Source organism: Peteryoungia wuzhouensis (genome assembly GCF_003205195.1).
GTDB classification, from domain to species: domain Bacteria; phylum Pseudomonadota; class Alphaproteobacteria; order Rhizobiales; family Rhizobiaceae; genus Allorhizobium; species Allorhizobium wuzhouense.
Window position 1 is genome coordinate 129,184 of the sequence record NZ_QJRY01000005.1, and the last position, 15,459, is coordinate 144,642.

Consider the following 15,459-nt stretch of genomic DNA (forward strand, 5'->3'; position numbering starts at 1 on the left):
TGACGATACTGTCAGGTGCCGTCGTTTCGTTGTCGAAAGGCAAAGAGGAACGCTGCTTTCCAGCTTTTGCTTGTCACAGCACAACGAAGGCTGGGCACGCGGGCTGCAATGTCCTGTGGTGCGGCAGAGCTGCATGCGACCTGCAAACCTGCATTGAAGAAAGCCACCGAATGACCGTTGTTGAAGATCATGTTCTCAAACTCGACGTGCGCGAAATTCCCCACATGGAAAGACATCCCCGCATATTCGGAATGTTGAATGCGCTGCTTCCGGATTTCCAGCTGCTCCTGACCGTCGATCATGATCCGGTCCCGCTCTACTACCATCTGGAAATGCATTATGATGGGATGTTCGGATGGGAATACCTTTCCCGCGGTCCGGAGATATGGGAAGTCCGGATTCGCCGAAAGAAGCACGAAGGCTGCAACTGCAACTGCGGTGGCGGTCACTGAACCATGAGGGAGCGATCGGGAGACAGCGGTCGCTCCACGCCATCCATGGTGATCGGACAGGTGAAGTCGGAAATTGGGAGGTCAAGTGTCGACGACAGCCAACTTCAAAGAACTCGACGTAAGGCCCATCCTTCGTGACGGAGGGGAGCCGTTTCCCGCGATCATGGATGCGGTTCAGTCCTTGCAGCCGGGAGAAGGCCTGCGCCTGCTGGCAACGTTTCGCCCGGTACCGCTGCTGAGCGTCATGGCGCGCCGGGGCTATTCGGCCGAACTGAAGGAACTGGATGACGGCGAGTGGGAGGTGATGTTCCTTCCGGTGACGGAAGCTTCCGCAGAAGTTCTCCACTCGATCGGGGCAGAAGAAGCAGCGGCCTGGCCTGATCCGCTGTGGCGGGTCGACCTTTCTGAGCAGCAGCCCCCGGTACCGATGGAAAAGGTTCTCTCGCTGATCGAACTCATGGAGCCCGGCGAAGTGCTTTTCGCGGTGTTGTCAGAGGAATCGCGCTTTTTATGCGCGGAGCTGGAACAGCGCGGTCATCAATGGGTCGGCAATCTCGATGCGTCGAAGCGCGCCTATCGCATGTTGATCCGGGTTGGCGGTGAAGGTTGACGACCCGGTTGCCGCTGAACGTGGCATAGGAGACCCGCATTGTCCCTGAGAAACAAGACAAAGGCGGAAATCCAGAACAGTCCTGACGTTGCGATAACGGGCCCATAGTATTCCGGAATGAGGTCGGCTGCGATGCGAACGCCTGCTGCAAACAGCACGCATGGAACGGACAGCCGCTGAACCCACGAAATTTTCTCGTTTCGACCGGTATGAAGCCGGATCGACCGGTTCATAACCGCAAGCATCATCCCCGTGACGGATCCGATGGCTAGAAGATGCATTGCCGTAAGCGGGCCGAGCAGGTCGAGTGCGGTCGCGCCCATTCCCAATAGCCCGAGAGGGATGAAGCCGTAAGAGAAGTGCATCCCTGAGATCAGGGGAGATCGCAGGATCATTGGCCTGAACCATCTTGCTGCGCGAACGAGGTGCGCACCAGCCGCAACAGCCGCCAGGGTCGCCGTAAGCAGACTGGACGGTTCATATGTCCACATCGTCGCGGTCAGGAGCGTGGCAGTCAGGACGAAGCGATCGACAATGCGATTGCCGGTGGCGAGGCGCGGTCTGCCTGACTGGGCAAGCCAGCTGTTTGTGAAGCTTGGAATGAGTTTGTCGGAGGTCGCGGTGATCAACAGGACATAGACGGAAAGGGCTGCCCGTGCCCAGGCTCCGACGTCTCCGCCGTGCATGGCTGCGATATGAAACCCGCCATTGATAAGCGCGAGAGAGCTAACGCAAAGGATTGGCTTTACATCCGCAATTCGTCTCGCGACCCAGACCTCCCGCAAGCAGAAATAGGCAAAGAGTGGAAGGAAGATCCAGTCGATCAGGAGCGCGATGACGGCCGTTGTTTCCCCGACCATCAGCATGGAGAGGCGGCCCGCAAGCCATATGAAGAAGAGGCGGCCGAGAGGCTTGCCTGAGAGGGGAAAGCGACCCGTCCAGTTCGGGACGGTCGTCATCAGATATCCCACCAGTACCGCCGGCATGAAGCCGAAAAGAAGTTCGTGCGCGTGCCAGGCGGACTGGCCATATGTTTCTGCTGGTTGGAGCCAGCCGCTAATCGTGCAGATCCAGATCGTGATCGTCGCAATGGCCCAAAGAGACGCGCCGAGATAGAAAGGCCGGAATCCGTAGGATAGCAGAATGGCGCCGTCGCGCCCCAGGCCGCGAGGAATGCCGCCACGGGTTGGTCGTGTCTCTTCCTTCATGAAACTTGCTCTCCAAAGTCGCCGATGATGCTGCCTCGAAGATTTTCAGACGAAGTAATTGATCTCGATCAAAGGGCGCCGACAAACCTATTATTAGATCGGCGGCTGAATGACGCAGTCGCCCTCCGAAGTTCATTGTTCCAGAACAAATAGATCGGCGCGTCATGAAGTAAAACAGTGTCAACAGTTCGAGCGAAACGCTCACTGATTGATAAGGAGAAACGACCATGACCGAGTGCCTGAACCTAACCAGAAGAACAATGCTTGCCGGCGCTGTCTTCGCGAGCGCACTCGCACCTGCTTTGTCAGGCACGGTTGCTCGCGCCGAAGGCGGTGACATCAAAACCAACGCCGCTGCCACCGCCGCCGACATTGCCAAGCTGGAGCGGGTAAAGGTCGACCTGGTGGCGCCGCCCTTCGTTCATGCCCATACGCAGAAGGCTGAAGGGCCCCCGAAGGTTGTCGAGTTCACACTCACCATCCAGGAAAAGAAGATCATCGTCGATGATGCCGGAACCGAAGTCCATGCCATGACGTTCAACGGCTCGGTCCCTGGTCCCATGATGGTCGTTCATCAGGACGATTATGTCGAGTTGACCCTCATCAATCCCGAGACCAACACGCTTCAGCACAACATCGATTTCCACTCGGCCACAGGTGCCCTTGGCGGTGGTGCGCTGACGCTGGTCAATCCGGGCGAGACAGCCGTCCTGCGCTTCAAGGCCACCAAGGCAGGTGTCTTCGTCTACCACTGCGCACCTCCCGGAATGGTGCCGTGGCATGTCACCTCGGGCATGAATGGCGCGATCATGGTTCTGCCGCGCGACGGCCTGAAGGATCACAAGGGCAACGATCTACCCTATGACAAGGTCTATTATGTTGGCGAGCAGGACTTCTATGTTCCGAAGGATGCCGACGGCAATTACAAGAAGTATGAAAGTGCCGGCGATGGTTATGCCGATGTGCTCGAAGTCATGAACACGCTGACCCCGAGCCACATTGTTTTCAACGGTGCGGTCGGAGCCCTGACGGGCGACAATGCCCTGACTGCTGCGGTCGGCGAACGGGTTCTGATCCTGCATTCGCAGGCCAATCGCGACACCCGTCCGCATCTGATCGGTGGCCATGGCGATTATGTCTGGGCAACCGGCAAGTTCGCCAACCCGCCGCAACTCGATCAGGAAACCTGGTTCATTCCCGGAGGCGCTGCGGGTGCCGCCTACTACACCTTCCAGCAGCCGGGCATCTACGCCTATGTGAACCACAACCTGATCGAAGCCTTCGAAAAGGGTGCGGCCGCACACTTTAAGGTCACCGGCGACTGGAACGACGATCTGATGACCGCCGTGGTCAAGCCGGACAGCTGATCCTTGCGACGCACGGGGTGCTGATAGAGCGCCCCGTGAACTTCCTCTCTAATCTGTTGGAAATCGCCATGTCCGGCGCTGTTCTCACCCCCAGGCATCCGAATTCGGTCGGCTCGGTATTGCTGCCGCTTCTGCTCATCGGTGCTTTGTCCACTGCCGTCTTGGTTCAATCGGGGATCGTGCGGTTGAGTGGTGGCACTGATCTGCTCCCGCCGCAGACGATCTCGGTGGCTCCGGCAAGTTTCACCTACCGCCAGCCCGGTGAGTTTTACCGCGCCGGATATGCCGTCGACGGGCCGAAGGCAGACTATGTGATGACAGCGCCTCTGACGATCATGAAGTATCAGGTGAGCACGCAGGATTACGATGCCTGCGTTGCCGATGGGGCATGCCCGGCCCGGGAATCGGCCACCCTATCTCGCCCCGACATGCCGGCAACTGGCGTCAGTCATGACGACGCGACACTCTATGCCCGCTGGTTTTCGGAAAAGAGCGGTGGGGTCTGGCGTCTGCCGAGTGACGTGGAGTTGGCCTTTGCGGCTGGTGAAAAGTTTCCGGATGACGCCCTCGGCATAGATCCGGACACTCGGAACCCGGCACTGCGTTGGCTCGCCGACTACGAGCGCGAAGCCGCTCGCAAGAGATCCAAGGAGCCAGAGCCGCTTCCCTATGGCAGCTTTGGCGAGAACGAGCATGGTCTGGCCGATTTTGCTGGTAACGTCTGGGAATGGACGACGACCTGCAATAAACGCGTCGATCTCGTCACGGAGGGACGGTCGGTCACAACCGAAGCCTGCGGCGTCTACATTGCCGCCGGAAAACACAGATCGCCCCTGAGTTCGTTCATCCGCGACCCGAAAAGCGGTGGCTGCTCAGTCGGTGTTCCTCCAGACCATGTCGGCTTCCGGCTGGTCGAAGATCGTCGCTGGTACGCTCCTTTGCTCTTTTCGATCGGTGCCTTGTGAGGTAGGTTGCCCCTGTCGCATTGGACACTCGCCATGACAGTCGTTATCGGGTTCCTCAAGGCCTGAAAGTGCACGCTGGTTGGCGGGAGAGGGATCTGTTTTGAAACTTGATCGGACGATCATCAAGTCCTTGTCATTATTCGACAAGATGACCGATGACGAGTTGGACGCGCTGCTCGTTCCCGCGCAAACGAGACGACTGCCGATCGGTGAGTCCGTGTTCGAACAGGGACAGCCGGCTTCATATTTCTTCCTCCTTCTGCATGGGCGTTTGAAGGTCACGCAGGTCACGAGCGCGGGTCAGCAGATCATCGTGCGCGTCGTCCATCCAGGTGACCTGTTCGGCTTCGCCAAGGCTCTGCAACGACACGATTATCCGGGAACCGCCCTTGCTGCTGCCGAAAGCATTGTTCTGTCCTGGCCAACTGATATGTGGCCGAAATTCGTGGAACGGAATCCAAGGCTTGCCGTCAGCGCGATGGAGACGATCGGACAAAGGCTCGAGGAAGCGCATGTCCGCATTCGCGAAATGTCCACGCAAGAAGTCGAGAAGAGGGTAGCGCATACCGTGTTGCGGCTGGCGCAGAAGGCCGGTCGCAAGGAGGCTGCGGGAATTCGGATCGATTTTCCGATTTCAAGGCAGGATATCGCCGAAATGACCGGAACCACGATTCATACGGTCTCGCGCATATTCAGTTCCTGGGAGAGCAGAGGCCTGATCGAAGGCGGTCGTCAGAAACTGCTTGTGCGCGATATGGCCGAACTGGCATCGCTGGCGGATTCGCTTCCCGAACGTCGATAGCCAGGGAAAGCGTTCCCTTACTTGATATTGCGCAAAGAAGGCTCGTCCATCCCGGCCTATCTCTTCTCCATCGGAACGAGGTGTTCCCGTCTTAGGAGATGAAAATGAAACTGCGTAGTGTAACCATGGCAGCCGTTCTTTTGCTTTCGGCCCCGGCGCTCTCGATCGCTGCTGACTTCGAAGTCAAGTTGCTGAACAAGGGTGCAGATGGTGCCATGGTGTTCGAGCCTGCGGGCCTGAAGATTGCCCCCGGTGATACCGTCACCTTCATCCCCACCGACAAGGGCCACAATGCCGAAACCATCAAGGGCATGATCCCGGATGGTGCTGCGGAGTTCAAGGGCAAGATGAACGAGACGATCAAGGTTACCTTCGAGGTTCCCGGTGTCTACGGTGTGAAATGCGCACCCCATGTCGGCATGGGTATGGTCGCTGCCATCCTCGTTGGGGACGCCCCTGCCGCCAATCTCGACGCCTTCAACGCCGCCAAGCTTCCGAAGAAGGCCCGCGAGCGCATCGACGCTGCTGTCGCCGCAGCGAAGTAAACCGGAAGATTGTTGCAGAATGGAAAATGCCGCCCGGGAGGCCCTGGGCGGCATTTTTTGACTGAACCAGCCTCTATGTGGATCGCGCTTCCGCGCGTTCCGGCAGGCAGAGACCTTCCATGTCGCCTGGGGGGGCGGTGTCGCCTCGGTCACGACGAGCGTCGTGTCGCAAGCGGAGATGAGTGATCTGGTGATCCGTGCGGAGACCGAGCGACGACCGTTTCTCAGGGCCCGGCTTCGGTCCGCTGTTTCGCATATGCCGACGCAGTTTTGCCGGAAAGACTATAGAGCACTTCCGGCGAAAACGGATGCGCCTTCAATGCTCTATCTCTTTGTTTTCACGCAATTTCGGACGCAAAACCGCTTCGCACTTTTGCTGGACTTGCTCTAGTTGCTCAGCATCCGAAGCTTTTCGGGTTTCACGATCTCGATGCTGCGGGCATTGCGCAGCCTGACGATCCCCATATCGCGGAGTTTCGAGATCGTGCGCGAAACGGTTTCGATGGTCAGCCCCAGGTAGTCGCCGATGTCGATGCGGCTCATGGGTAGGTCGATCACATCCGCGCCGCCCTCGCGATCGGCGAGGTCCACCAGGAAAACGGCGATTTTCTCGAGCGAACTCTGGCGGCCGACGACCAGCAAGTGTTCCTGGGCGCGAACCATGGCTTTCAAGGCAACGCCGACCAGGCGGTCGTTGAGCTGGCCGCCGGCGTCGCGTTCGATGGAGATCAGACCGGTGTTCACCATGGCCTCGGCATAGAAGCTGTGGGTGTCGTTGATCTCGAAGCCGAAGGTCTCACCGACGAGGTGAAAGGCGACGATCTGACGGCGGCCATCGGCCAGCAGGCGGTAAATGCGCACCGCCCCATATTCGATCTGATAGAGTGAACGCGTGCGTTCGCCCTGGGCGTAGATCACGCAATCCGGCGCATGAAAGATCACGGGCCTGATATGCGCCTGGCTCCGCGCACGCGGCGGGGCGGAGATACGCGAATTGAGTGTGATCGAAGCGGCGGTCTGCATCGGCATGTCCCCTCTGGTTGAGGAGATCATGTTGGATCGGAGGCTTTGTCGCTATTGAGTTCTTCCACTACGGGTTCTTACGTAGGGCCGATACGGCATTGGCAATATCCGGTCCCTTGAGGGGCTTGGACAGCACACAAATGTCGTCCGGGTTCACGCCCTCGTAGTCTCTGTCGTCCTCGGCGAGCACGACGACTTTTACGCCGCGGCTGGCCAGGCTGAGGCCGGCCGTCAGATCGGCGGGCGGGAGGCAGGTGTCGAGAATGACGCATTGCGCATGACTGATCGCCTCGGCAGCCATCGTCCAGTCGTTGAACTGCTCTACTGTCTGGCCGTGCGTGTTGAGGGCAAAGCTGATCGACCGCAGCAAGGCCGGGTCTTTGACAACAGCAACAATGGCAGACAGCGTGGACAATGGGATCTCAGAAGCTCGGTCGTAGTCTTTCACCAAGCTTCGTGATCGCATATTGGCAGACGCACGACCTTGTCATGGATCAAGCGTAAGTCGGATTACGCGAGAAATCGGCGGGAGAATTTCCGGTGAAAAGCCGACCACCTGAAATTATATATCTATTTGTTTTTCCGCAGTCCGGACGCAAAACCACTAAGAGAACTTTGCTGGACAGGCTAGATGCTGACGGTCAGCGACATGCGCACCAGTTCCGGCAGGCTGCGTGCCTTCATCTTCATCATCACATTGGCGCGATGGACTTCGACGGTTCGCGGGCTGATGTCGAGATTGAAAGCGATGGCTTTGTTCGGCTGCCCGGCCACGACGGCTGCCAGGATCTGCCGTTCCCGTTCGCTGAGGCTACCAATGCGTGAGCGGATATCGTCCACGCTCACCGTGCCCGCAGACGAATCCGCCAGTTTTTCGGCCGCCCGTCGCACCGCTTCAATGATCACGGCCTCTTCGAACGGCTTCTCGATGAAGTCCACGGCGCCGGCTTTCATCGCTTCGACGGCCATCGGGATATCGCCATGCCCTGTTACGATGATCGAGGGTATCGGTGGCGAGATGCTCGATATCTTGCGCACCAGGTCCAGGCCACTCATGTCGGGCATGCGCATGTCCGTGACCAGGACTGCGTTGCGAAGGCTCTGGGCAATCTCCGAAAAGGCGGTTGCGGTCGGATGAAGCCTCACGCCGAAACCGTTCACCGTCAGCATGAACCCCAGCGATTTGCGAAGTGCCTCTTCGTCATCAACGATGTGGACGGTAAAATCGTCAGGCTGCATTCTGGCCCTCGTCGTGCTGCAAAAGGGTAAAACTGAAACAGGCGCCGCCAAGTTCACTTTTGGACACGGTCATCTCTCCGCCATGGGCTTCGACGATCCGCCTGGAGATCGACAAGCCGATCCCCATTCCTCCTGCCTTGGTGGTGGTGAATGGCTTGAAGATATCCTGAGCGACTTCAGGAGATATCCCGGGACCGGAATCCTCAACTCTCACCGTCAGCAGGTCCATCTTGTCCGAGCGGACGCTGACGCGGATTTCCTTGTTTTCCGTGTGCTTCATCGCCTCGATCGCGTTGCGCATAAGGTTGGTCAGCACCTGTTGGATCTGGATGCGGTCGACGAAGACCTGATCATTGTCGGAGGTGAAATCGAACACGGTGCGCACGCCCTTTTCCCGTGAGCCGACAAGCGCCAGCGCTCCGGCCTCTTCCACGAGTTGGCGCAGGCTCTCCGTGCGCTTTTCCGTCTCGCCCTTGGTGACGAACTCGCGCAGATGTCGAATGATCTGCCCGGCGCGGATGCTCTGTTCTCCCGCTTCCAGCAAGGCGTCGCGAACCTGGATATCGCGATCGTCAACCGCGTTCTGCAACAAACGCGCACAGCCATGCACATAGTTGGCGATAGCCGACAATGGCTGGTTCAACTCGTGCGCCAGCGTCGACGCCATCTCGCCCATCTCGTTCAATCGGCCGAGCCTTGCGAGTTCGGTCTGGATCTCCTGCAGGCGCGCCGCAGATTCTTCTCGCTCCGTGAGGTCGCGGACAAACCCGGTGAAGAACCGTTTTCCGCCGCGTTTGATCTCGCCGACGGCAAGCTTCATCGGAAAGGTCGAACCGTCCTTGCGCTGGCCGACCACGACCCGGTCGACACCAATAATCCTCTTTTCGCCCGTTTCCATGTAGCGGCGCATGTAGCCATCATGCTCCAGGCGGTAGGGCTGAGGCATGAGCAGCTTCAGGTTTTGACCGATCGCTTCGTCTTCCGAATAACCAAACTGACGGACGGCTGCGGAGTTGAACGAAATGATGATCCCGTTCTCGTCGCTGACGATGGTGGCATCGAGCACGGTGTCGAGGATCGACCCAAGCCGCGCCTCGCGGTCGTCCAGTGCTTCCTTCAGTTCCGACTGCGTGTCTCGATTTTTGTCTGATCGCCAGGCAAGCCAGACAATAAGCGCGGCTAAGACGGCAAGCGCGCCTGTTTCGAAGCCCGCTGTTTCGGGGAGAGGAAACTGACCGGAAAGGAGCCAACCGGTGAGGCCCAAGATAGCTGCGAGCAGGGCCGGGCCCGCCCCGCCAATCAGAGCTGTGGCGACGACCGAAATCGCCAGAAACAGGGAGAGCGTTTCCGAAGCGGCGTCGCCCATGGCAAAACGTGCGCCACCGATGGCCGCTACCGTTCCGACAACCGCGACGACATAGCCCCGCGCGTTGGGGAGCGATCGGGTGTTCCTCTTTTGCGAGTTTACCATAGCGACCGTGATTTCTAGTTCACTTTACCGAAGCGATTTTGCGCGGGCCGTCATCCGCACCGGTTGCGAACGATTCGCCATTCGTGAGCGGCAACCTAGCCCCTGCCTCCGGTTGATAGAAGTCAAAAAGTGATCCTCATCAGTATTCTCCACCTCCCCAAAGGAGTGGGTTGCCGTGGGCTGCAAGGTGGCAGTCAGACGGCGGCGATCGGCTCGCCGAATGCGGTTTTTTGGTTTGCCGAACACGATGGATGCAGCTTTGTTCCCGCCTGCCTTTGCCATGCTGTCGGGTTCGACAGAGTTGAACGCAGAGGGGTAACGAGCCTCCTGCATGGACCAGTCAGGATAGTCTTCGCATTGCTGCGCGTCACTTCGATGACATCGTGCTGCGGTGCAAGGTGTGCTCGGTCATCGTTGCGCTGGCGCGGGTAAACAATGTGTCTGCAAGCTCATGGGGCCTTGCTCTTTGAGGGCGAGGCGCGCCGCTTTGCTTCGAGTGCCGCAACGGCGGCCCCCGATAGGACGAGCGGCAGGGCGAGGAGAAAGGGATGCGTCAGCGGCTGACCGAACAGGACGAGATCGGCCAAGATCGGCCACAGGATCGCCAGATATTCGAACGGGGCGAGGCGCGAGGCTTCCGTGTAGCGGAAGGCCAGCGTCATGCAGATGTGTGCAAAGCCTCCGAAAATGCCGGCGCCGACGAGACACAGCAATTGGGATAGGCTCGGCGCTGCCCAGCCGAATGGGAGCGTCGCGATGCCGCCGATCATGGATGCTACGACGAAATAAAATGCGATGGCGCCTGGACTTTCCGTTCGGCTGAGGCTGCGCACCATAATCAGAGCGAATGCCGTGAGCAGCCCCATCGGAAGACCGAAGCCGAAGCCGGCTAGACGTGTATCGTCGACCGTTGCTTGACCAAGTTCCGGCCAGACGAGTGCCACTATGCCGAGAGTGCCCAAGATGACCCCCGCGATCCGCCAGACCGTTGCCCGTTCCGAAAGGATGAGGACGCCCGCAATTGCCGTGAAAACGGGAGAGAGATAACCTAGGAGGGTTGCCTCCGCGAGTGGCAGGCGGGCAATCGAGGCGAAGGACGCAAACATGGCTGCCGCGCCGAGTGCCGATCGCAACAGGTGATCGAGTGGACGCCTTGTCGCCAGTCCGCCTGGAAACTCCCCTCGTATCCAGAGGAAGCAGACGAGGGGTGCGAGCGCGAATGCCGACCGGAAGAATACGATCTGGCCCACGGGCACATCTGCAGAAACCGCTTTGACGAAAACAGCCATCGCCGCAAAAAGTGCGCCGGAGAGTATGCGCAGCATGATGCCGAGGGCAGGGCGGTCCAGTTGTTCCGGCTTCGCGCTGCTCTCATTCTTCATATGCCACCGCCACCGACTGTAAAAACGCGAGATGAGACCCGGATCTGCCGGTCGCCGAGGCGTGCAATGTCATTGTTTGCCGGGGAAATCGAGAGGTTGACCCGCAGTCTGCGGGCCGTCGGCAACCGTCGGCGGCTCTCGGATCACCCAACTGATATGCCGCCTTCCAGTCGCCTGCAATCATTCAAGAATTGCTTCGATGCTTGATCTGGCGCAACGATCCTGAACCCGGAAGACGCCAATGCTCCTGCAACGATTTGCGGGAAATCTGGAATGAAACTCTTCCGTCTGGTTCTTTTGCTCTGTGCCTCTCTCTGCCTCGCTTACTCGGCTAGCGCGGCATCGGTGCTGCAAAAGTATCTGCCGGCGGCCAAGGTCTCCGATCTGGTGCCGGGGGCAGACGGCTTCGGTCCCATCCGCGCAGATCTGCCGGTCGCGCCCGTACTGAAGGGCGGCGAGACTGTGGGCTGGATCTTCCTCACCTCGGATTTCGTCGGCACGACCGGCTATTCCGGCAAACCCATCCACACCCTGGTGGCCGTTGGTCTCGACGCCAAGATTATCGGCGTGCAGCTGGTGAAGCATTCCGAGCCGATCGTCCTGATCGGTATTCCCGAAGCCAAGGTCAAGGCGCTGGTGTCGGGCTATGCAGGACTGGACCTCGCCGCCGAGGCGAAATCCGGCGGTACGTCCCACGATGTGGATATCATCTCCGGTGCGACGGTCACCGTGATGGTGATCGACGATTCGATCGTGCGCTCCGGCCTGAAGGTGGCGCGGGCGCTCGGGCTTGGTGGCCTGACGCCGGAGAGCGACCAGGCCGGCCCACGCTTCACGGTCAATGTCGATGCGTCTGCGCCGGTCGATTGGACCGAGGCGGAGGGAGACGGGACGATCCGCCGGCTGTCGCTGGACGTGGCGCAGGTCAATGCCGCATTCGCCGAACATGCCGATGTGCGTGCCCGCGAGCGTGCCCTGACGGAGCCGCCTGAAACCACCTTCATCGACATGCATGCGGCGCTGGTCTCGGTGCCTGCCATCGGCAAGGCTCTCCTTGGCCCGGCCGAGGAGGCCAATCTAAAGAGCTGGTTGAAGGAGGGCGAAAGCGCCATCGCCATCGTTGGCAGGGGGCTCTACTCGTTCAAAGGCTCCGGCTATGTGCGCGGCGGCATCTTCGATCGCATCGTGCTGATCCAGGATGACGTTTCGGTGCGCTTTCGCGACCGCGATCATCGCCGCCTGGGCGGGATCGCACTGCCTGGAGCGCCCGAATTCTCTGAGATGGACCTCTTTCGCATTCCTGCGAATGTCGGCTTCGATCCGAGCAAGCCGTTCCGTATCCAGCTTCTGGCGCATCGCGAGGTCGGGCCGATCGAGAAGGTTTTTCATACCTTCGAGCTTGGCTATCAGCTGCCGCAGACGTATCTGAAGGCCGTCGTCGCCCCTCCCGTCGAGGTCAAGGCCGTTGCCGAGCAGGACGAGGGCTCCGCCCAGGCGGATCTTTGGAAGCGTATCTGGCGCGACAAGACGCTGGAGATCACGGTGCTCGGTGCCATGCTCTTCGTGCTGACGGCGGTCTTCTTCTTCCAGACCTATGCCGTCAGAAACGCCCGCGCCTTCTACATCTTCCGGATCCTGTTCCTGACGGTGACACTGGTTTTCCTCGGCTGGTATGCCAATGCCCAGCTCTCCGTGGTCAACCTGATGGCCCTGTTCGGTAGTCTCGTCACCGGTTTCAGTTGGCAGGCTTTCCTGCTCGATCCACTGACCTTCATCCTCTGGTTCTCGGTGGCGGCGGCACTTCTGTTCTGGGGGCGCGGCGCCTATTGCGGCTGGCTTTGTCCCTTCGGCGCGCTGCAGGAACTGACCAACCAGATCGCCCGCAAGCTGCATATCCCGCAATGGACCCTACCCTGGGGACTGCATGAGCGCCTGTGGCCGCTCAAGTACATGATCTTCCTCGGTCTGTTCGGCGTCTCGCTGATGAGTGTGGAGCAGGCCGAGCACCTGGCCGAGATCGAACCCTTCAAGACGGCGATCATCCTGAAGTTCATCCGTGCCTGGCCGTTCGTGGCCTATGCCGGCGCCCTTCTCGTTGCCGGCCTGTTCGTCGAGCGTTTCTACTGCCGCTATCTCTGCCCGCTGGGTGCCGCACTCGCGATCCCGGCCCGCATGCGCATGTTTGACTGGCTGAAGCGCTACCACGAATGCGGAAATCCCTGCCAGACCTGCTCCAACCAGTGTCCGGTGCAGGCCATCCACAAGACCGGCGAAATCAATCCGAACGAGTGCATCAACTGCCTCCACTGCCAGGTGCTCTACCAGTCCGAAACCGTCTGCCCCGTGGTGATCAAGAAGATGAAGTCGCGGGCAAAGCTAGCGGCAAGCCCGGGCGGGGCACCGATCAACCAATCCACAGCCAAAGTCTAACTGAAGCCAAATCTAACCGAAGGAGGACATCGACGATGAAAAGCAAAGAAACCAAGGGCCTGAGCCGGCGAGAGCTGTTCAGCGCCACGGCCGGCAGTGCCGTTTTGGCCGGAAGCATGGGAGCCGGCGCACTGGGCCTCGGAGCCGCCGTCATGGCGACACCGGCGCTCGCGGCCGCGGAAGGCGACGGCTCTGTCGCGCCCGGCAAACTCGATGACTATTACGGCTTCTGGTCCTCCGGCCAGACCGGTGAAATGCGCATTCTTGGCATTCCCTCGATGCGCGAGCTGATGCGCGTTCCGGTGTTCAACCGTTGCTCGGCCACCGGCTGGGGCCAGACCAACGAATCGATCCGCATCCATCAGCGGACGATGTCCGAGAAGACCAAGAAGCAGCTCGCCGCCAACGGCAAGAAGATCCATGACAATGGCGATCTTCACCACGTCCACATGTCCTTCACCGAGGGCAAATATGACGGCCGCTTCCTGTTCATGAACGACAAGGCCAACACCCGCGTCGCCCGCGTTCGCTGCGACGTCATGAAGACCGATGCCATTCTGGAAATCCCGAATGCCAAGGGCATCCATGGCATGCGTCCGCAGAAATGGCCGAAGACCAACTACGTCTTCTGCAACGGCGAAGACGAAGCGCCGCTCGTCAATGATGGCTCGACGATGACGGATGTCTCCACCTATGTGAACATCTTCACGGCCGTCGATGCCGAAAAGTGGGATGTCGCCTGGCAGGTCAAGGTGTCGGGCAATCTCGACAATTGCGACGCCGACTACGAAGGCAAATGGGCCTTCTCCACCAGCTACAACTCCGAAATGGGGATGACCCTCGAAGAGATGACCAAGTCTGAAATGGACCATGTCGTCATCTTCAACCTCGCCGAAATCGAAAAGGCGATCGCCGCCGGGCAATTCGAGGAGGTCAATGGCGTCAAGGTGCTCGACGGTCGCAAGGAAGCCAAGTCACTGTTCACCCGCTACATCCCGATCGCCAACAATCCGCATGGCTGCAACATGGCCCCGGACAAGAAGCACTTGTGCATTGGCGGCAAGCTTTCGCCGACCGTCACCGTGCTTGACGTGACCAAGTTCGATGCCCTGTTTTACGACAACGCCGAACCGCGCAGTGCTGTCGTTGCCGAACCGGAACTTGGCCTCGGCCCGTTGCACACCGCCTTCGACGGCCGCGGCAATGCCTATACCTCGCTCTTCCTCGACAGCCAGGTTGCCAAGTGGAACATCGAGGACGCCATCAAGGCCTATGCTGGCGAGAAGATCAATCCGATCAAGGACAAGATCGACGTCCAGTATCAGCCGGGCCACCTGAAGACGGTCATGGGCGAAACGCTGGATGCTTCGAGCGACTGGCTGGTCTGCCTGTGCAAGTTCTCCAAGGACCGTTTCCTCAATGTCGGCCCGCTGAAGCCGGAAAACGACCAGCTGATCGACATCTCTGGCGACAAGATGAAGCTCGTGCATGACGGCCCGAATTTTGCCGAGCCGCATGACGCGATCGCGGTTGCTCCGTCGATCCTGCCGAACATTCGCTCGACCTGGGATCGCAAGGATCCGCTCTGGGCAGAGACGCGTAAGCAGGCCGAAGCCGATGGCGTCAATATCGATGAATGGACGGATGCGGTGATCCGCGACGGCAACAAGGTCCGCGTCTATCTGACCTCCGTCGCTCCGGCTTTCAGCCAGGAGAGCTTCACGGTCAAGGAAGGCGACGAAGTCACCGTCATCGTCACCAATCTCGACGAGATCGACGATCTGACGCATGGCTTCACCATGGGCAATCATGGTGTGGCGATGGAGATCGGACCGCAGCAGACGAGTTCTGTCACCTTCGTCGCGGCCAATCCGGGCGTCTACTGGTATTATTGCCAGTGGTTCTGCCATGCCCTGCACATGGAAATGCGCGGACGCATGTTCGTCGAACGGAAGGGCGCCTGAT

At 59.4% G+C, this 15,459-nt stretch carries 15 protein-coding genes; 8 read left to right on the forward strand and 7 right to left on the reverse strand.

Annotated features, from left to right (window positions below; genetic code table 11):
* Positions 1–11: 11 nt before the first annotated feature.
* A complete protein-coding gene (locus DMY87_RS24405) occupies positions 12–302 on the reverse strand; it encodes a hypothetical protein (protein ID WP_245408940.1) in 291 nt (96 codons plus the stop codon).
* Between DMY87_RS24405 and DMY87_RS14550 the strand changes: the two genes are divergently transcribed.
* Positions 252–452 (forward strand): DUF2249 domain-containing protein, encoded by a 201-nt coding sequence (locus tag DMY87_RS14550; protein ID WP_342588659.1) that lies wholly within the window; start codon positions 252–254, stop codon positions 450–452. The two genes, DMY87_RS24405 and DMY87_RS14550, sit on opposite strands and share 51 nt — an antisense overlap.
* An 85-nt stretch (positions 453–537) precedes the next feature.
* On the forward strand, positions 538–1,062 hold the full coding sequence (locus DMY87_RS14555; RefSeq protein WP_245408925.1) for a DUF2249 domain-containing protein: 525 nt from the start codon (positions 538–540) through the stop codon (positions 1,060–1,062).
* On the opposite strand, the gene DMY87_RS14560 is transcribed toward DMY87_RS14555, so the two are convergent.
* Entirely contained in the window at positions 1,026–2,270 is a 1,245-nt protein-coding gene (locus tag DMY87_RS14560) for an NnrS family protein (RefSeq protein WP_110792355.1), read from the reverse strand. The two genes, DMY87_RS14555 and DMY87_RS14560, sit on opposite strands and share 37 nt — an antisense overlap.
* Positions 2,271–2,497: 227 nt before the next feature.
* Between DMY87_RS14560 and nirK the strand changes: the two genes are divergently transcribed.
* The 4 genes from nirK (at position 2,498) to DMY87_RS14580 (ending at position 5,949) form a co-directional block, all read left to right on the forward strand.
* Complete coding sequence (gene nirK, locus DMY87_RS14565) at positions 2,498–3,637, forward strand: copper-containing nitrite reductase (protein ID WP_110792356.1); 1,140 nt, start codon at positions 2,498–2,500, stop codon at positions 3,635–3,637.
* Between the two features lie 68 nt (positions 3,638–3,705).
* On the forward strand, positions 3,706–4,602 hold the full coding sequence (locus tag DMY87_RS14570; RefSeq protein ID WP_110792357.1) for an SUMF1/EgtB/PvdO family nonheme iron enzyme: 897 nt from the start codon (positions 3,706–3,708) through the stop codon (positions 4,600–4,602).
* Positions 4,603–4,702: 100 nt separating this feature from the next.
* Entirely contained in the window at positions 4,703–5,404 is a 702-nt protein-coding gene (locus DMY87_RS14575) for a Crp/Fnr family transcriptional regulator (protein ID WP_110792358.1), read from the forward strand.
* A 104-nt stretch (positions 5,405–5,508) separates the two neighbouring features.
* Positions 5,509–5,949, forward strand: coding sequence for a pseudoazurin (locus tag DMY87_RS14580; protein WP_425353504.1), 441 nt, complete (start codon positions 5,509–5,511; stop codon positions 5,947–5,949).
* Between the two features lie 387 nt (positions 5,950–6,336).
* Here DMY87_RS14580 and DMY87_RS14590 read toward each other — a convergent pair whose 3' ends face one another.
* The 5 genes from DMY87_RS14590 to DMY87_RS14610 form a co-directional block, all read right to left on the reverse strand.
* The gene (locus DMY87_RS14590; protein ID WP_110792599.1) at positions 6,337–6,972 is read right to left on the reverse strand and encodes a helix-turn-helix domain-containing protein; all 636 of its coding nucleotides are present in this window, start codon (positions 6,970–6,972) and stop codon (positions 6,337–6,339) included.
* 67 nt (positions 6,973–7,039) lie between these two features.
* A complete protein-coding gene (locus tag DMY87_RS14595) occupies positions 7,040–7,420 on the reverse strand; it encodes a hypothetical protein (RefSeq protein WP_133253023.1) in 381 nt (126 codons plus the stop codon).
* A 179-nt stretch (positions 7,421–7,599) separates the two neighbouring features.
* Positions 7,600–8,211, reverse strand: coding sequence for a response regulator FixJ (gene fixJ / locus DMY87_RS14600; RefSeq protein ID WP_110792362.1), 612 nt, complete (start codon positions 8,209–8,211; stop codon positions 7,600–7,602).
* Positions 8,201–9,682 (reverse strand): PAS domain S-box protein, encoded by a 1,482-nt coding sequence (locus DMY87_RS14605; protein ID WP_110792363.1) that lies wholly within the window; start codon positions 9,680–9,682, stop codon positions 8,201–8,203. Before DMY87_RS14605 ends, fixJ begins: the two co-directional genes overlap by 11 nt.
* A gap of 449 nt (positions 9,683–10,131) precedes the next feature.
* A complete protein-coding gene (locus DMY87_RS14610) occupies positions 10,132–11,064 on the reverse strand; it encodes a DMT family transporter (protein ID WP_110792364.1) in 933 nt (310 codons plus the stop codon).
* A gap of 273 nt (positions 11,065–11,337) precedes the next feature.
* On the opposite strand from DMY87_RS14610, the gene DMY87_RS14615 reads away from it, so the two are divergent.
* Entirely contained in the window at positions 11,338–13,494 is a 2,157-nt protein-coding gene (locus DMY87_RS14615) for a NosR/NirI family protein (protein ID WP_110792365.1), read from the forward strand.
* A 35-nt stretch (positions 13,495–13,529) separates the two neighbouring features.
* The gene (nosZ, locus tag DMY87_RS14620) at positions 13,530–15,458 is read left to right on the forward strand and encodes a TAT-dependent nitrous-oxide reductase (RefSeq protein ID WP_110792366.1); all 1,929 of its coding nucleotides are present in this window, start codon (positions 13,530–13,532) and stop codon (positions 15,456–15,458) included.
* Position 15,459: the final 1 nt, after the last annotated feature.

Coding starts and splice junctions, on each gene's coding strand:
- nirK (WP_110792356.1), top strand. CDS start 2,498: ATGACCGAGTGCCTGAACCTAACCAGAAGAACAATGCTTGCCGGCGCT.
- DMY87_RS14610 (WP_110792364.1), bottom strand. CDS start 11,064: ATGAAGAATGAGAGCAGCGCGAAGCCGGAACAACTGGACCGCCCTGCC.
- DMY87_RS14590 (WP_110792599.1), bottom strand. CDS start 6,972: ATGCAGACCGCCGCTTCGATCACACTCAATTCGCGTATCTCCGCCCCG.
- DMY87_RS14570 (WP_110792357.1), top strand. CDS start 3,706: ATGTCCGGCGCTGTTCTCACCCCCAGGCATCCGAATTCGGTCGGCTCG.
- DMY87_RS14615 (WP_110792365.1), top strand. CDS start 11,338: ATGAAACTCTTCCGTCTGGTTCTTTTGCTCTGTGCCTCTCTCTGCCTC.
- DMY87_RS14580 (WP_425353504.1), top strand. CDS start 5,509: ATGAAACTGCGTAGTGTAACCATGGCAGCCGTTCTTTTGCTTTCGGCC.
- DMY87_RS14550 (WP_342588659.1), top strand. CDS start 252: ATGTTGAATGCGCTGCTTCCGGATTTCCAGCTGCTCCTGACCGTCGAT.
- DMY87_RS14605 (WP_110792363.1), bottom strand. CDS start 9,682: ATGGTAAACTCGCAAAAGAGGAACACCCGATCGCTCCCCAACGCGCGG.
- fixJ (WP_110792362.1), bottom strand. CDS start 8,211: ATGCAGCCTGACGATTTTACCGTCCACATCGTTGATGACGAAGAGGCA.
- DMY87_RS14560 (WP_110792355.1), bottom strand. CDS start 2,270: ATGAAGGAAGAGACACGACCAACCCGTGGCGGCATTCCTCGCGGCCTG.
- DMY87_RS24405 (WP_245408940.1), bottom strand. CDS start 302: ATGATCGACGGTCAGGAGCAGCTGGAAATCCGGAAGCAGCGCATTCAA.
- nosZ (WP_110792366.1), top strand. CDS start 13,530: ATGAAAAGCAAAGAAACCAAGGGCCTGAGCCGGCGAGAGCTGTTCAGC.